The organism is Anaerolineae bacterium, assembly GCA_014360855.1.
GTDB lineage: Bacteria > Chloroflexota > Anaerolineae > JACIWP01 > JACIWP01 > JACIWP01.
In genome coordinates, this window is the sequence record JACIWP010000363.1 from 1 (window position 1) to 2,529 (window position 2,529).

Genomic DNA, 2,529 nt, shown 5'->3' on the forward strand with positions numbered 1-2,529 from the left:
CCATGCTCCGGCCCACTGCCTGCTCCGCCGGATAGCCGAAGATGCGCTCGGCCGCCGGGTTCCAGGTCAGGATTTTGCCCTCTTTCGAGACGATGATAAAGGCATCGTTACTGCTGGCGATGGCGTTATCCAACTGCTGGCGGGCTTCCCGCAGTTCGTTCATCAGGCACAGATTGTCCAATGCCACTGCCAGCACGCCGCTCAGCGACTGCAGGAGCTCCCGCGTATCCTCGGCGATCTCTGCCTGGGCTACGAAGAGCGTCAGCACGCCGATAAAGCGCTCGCGGCTGTAAAGGGAGCACTGGACGAAAGAAACCTCCTTGGGAAGTAAGCCCGTCAGGGCTTCCAGAAGGGGTATTGGCAGGACAGGTATAGGCAGTTCCGCCGGCCGGCGCGCCAACACAATGGATTCCATCTTTTGCACATTTTCTACCGGCAGGGGAAGCAGTTGTAGCCGGCGGTCGAAGATCTGGAGTTCAATCCCCAGGCGCCGTGCATGTTCGATCATCACAGCGGGCTGTTCAGCAGGCTCCACTACTTCCAGCATACCACGCTTCGGATCCACCAGCGCCACTATCGGGGGGTGCGCCAGCGGGACAAAGTGGCCAAGGACATCCCGGAACTGCTCCATTAATTCCGAGAGGGTAGTGGCCTGGGCCAGGCGCAGGCCGGCCTCCTGCAGTGTCCGCAGTTGTGCGTTCATGCGCTCCAGGCGGCCGGCCTGTTCCTGCACCTGTTGGAACAGGGCCGCCCGGTGCACTGCCGCGGCGGCATGGGAGGCGATGCTGGCCATGACACGCGCGTCGTCCTCGGTATAACGGCCGGGGAGCCGGCTGTTCAGGTTGATCACCCCAATGACCTGATTCTCCACCACCAGCGGCGCGCCCATCCAGCACCGCACGTGCCGGGAAGTGTCGATCCATTTCCACTCGTTGAGCTGGGTCACGTCGGGGTAAATCACGGGCTGGAGGGTGCGGCGGAGCCTTTCGAGCTGATGGCCGGCGAACTGCTCGTAGTCTAGCAGGAAGACCGCTTTCGGGTCGGCATAGCCGCGCGCCGCCGCACAGCGGAAGCGTCCATCCGATCCCTGCACGAAGATGTTGGCGCTGTCATAGCCCACCGCGTGCTGGGCAATGTCCAGCACGCGGTGGAGCAGTTCCTCCAGGCTCATGCTGGAACCCATGGCCAGCGCCAGGTCGAACAGTTGGTTGAGCCGCTCCGTATGCTTCCCCAGGATTTCAGTGAAGGCGCGCTGGGAGCGCTCATCGCGGACGATGCCGTCCGCGCCGAGGAAGCGGCCGGCCTTGTCCCAGCGCGGGAAGAGCGTCACGACAACGGGGCGGATTTCCCCTTCGCGCGTCAGCAGTTCACAGGGCACTGTCCAGAACCGCTGTTCTTGGTCCGACTGCATCTCCTTCCAGATGGACTCGACCAGCTCGTGGGAACTCGGTGCTATAAAGGAGAGAACCGGTCGGTGCAGGACCTCCGCCGGCTCGTAGCCGGCCAAGGCGATCGAAAAGAAGGGCATATAGCGGATGTAGCCCTGCTCATCCAGGGAGAGGAGGATGTCGGGGAGATATTCCTTCAGCGCACCATCGCGCTGGCGGAAACGCTGGAACTGCTCCAGCAAACGATAGTCGCTTTGGAAGGGGCCGGCCACCAGGAAGAGGAGCAGGAGGAACAGGATGATCATGCTCATGCCGGCGGCCGGCAGTAGCACCAGCGACCAGTGCTCCAGCGCCGGCGACGGGTGGACGCGGGAGACAATCGTGACCAGGGACCAGGCCACCAAAACACCTATGATGACGAGCAGAAGCCAATGGCCCAGGCGCCCCAGGAACACATACCGCTGGCGGAGCAGATGGAGATGCTTAGTAAGGAGGTAAAGCGCCAGGATGCCGCTCAGGATCATACCGCCGGCGCCAATGATCACATACCAGATGCTGTCCATCGGGCGTCTCGCGTCCCTTTCGCACCACGTTCCTGTAAGCGAACTATCGAAAGTATACCATAACTTGCGTCATCATACAAGATAATGCGTAAAGATAGACTGCACTGCATTCATACTATGTGAGGACACGGCTCTGCGGATGAGGCTTTCAATGTTGGTACAGTGCCGTTAGTGAAATTTGACAAACATGAAATCCTGGGTATATTCACATCCTGAATATTCTGGTTTTGCCTAATGCGTGGGGCGAGGTCGAGCTGTGGAGGAAAGACTGCCGCTGGAATATGCCGCGTTGGGCCTGCTGATGCGGGGGCCGCAGCACGGCTATCAGCTTCACCAGGATTTCGTGCGCTACTTCGGCCCCATCTGGCACTGCGGCCGCAGTCAGTTTTACGCCGCGCTCAAGGCGCTGGAGGTCGCCGGCCTGGCCACCTCTTCCCTGGAACCCCAGGAGGGCCGGCCTCCCCGCCATGTCCTGCATATCACGCCGGCCGGCAGGCAGGCCTTTCTGGAATGGCTCCACGCACCGGTGCTCTCCGTCCGGCAAATGCGGGTGGAATTCCTGAGCAAACTGCGCCTCT

General features: G+C 61.2%; 2 protein-coding genes. One reads left to right on the forward strand and one right to left on the reverse strand.

The features are described from left to right. On the reverse strand, positions 1-1,951 hold a 1,951-nt coding region (locus H5T60_14005; protein ID MBC7243546.1), incomplete at its 3' end, for a PAS domain S-box protein. 256 nt (positions 1,952-2,207) lie between these two features. Here H5T60_14005 and H5T60_14010 point away from each other — a divergent pair. Continuing rightward, on the forward strand, positions 2,208-2,529 hold a 322-nt coding region (locus H5T60_14010), incomplete at its 3' end, for a PadR family transcriptional regulator (GenBank protein ID MBC7243547.1).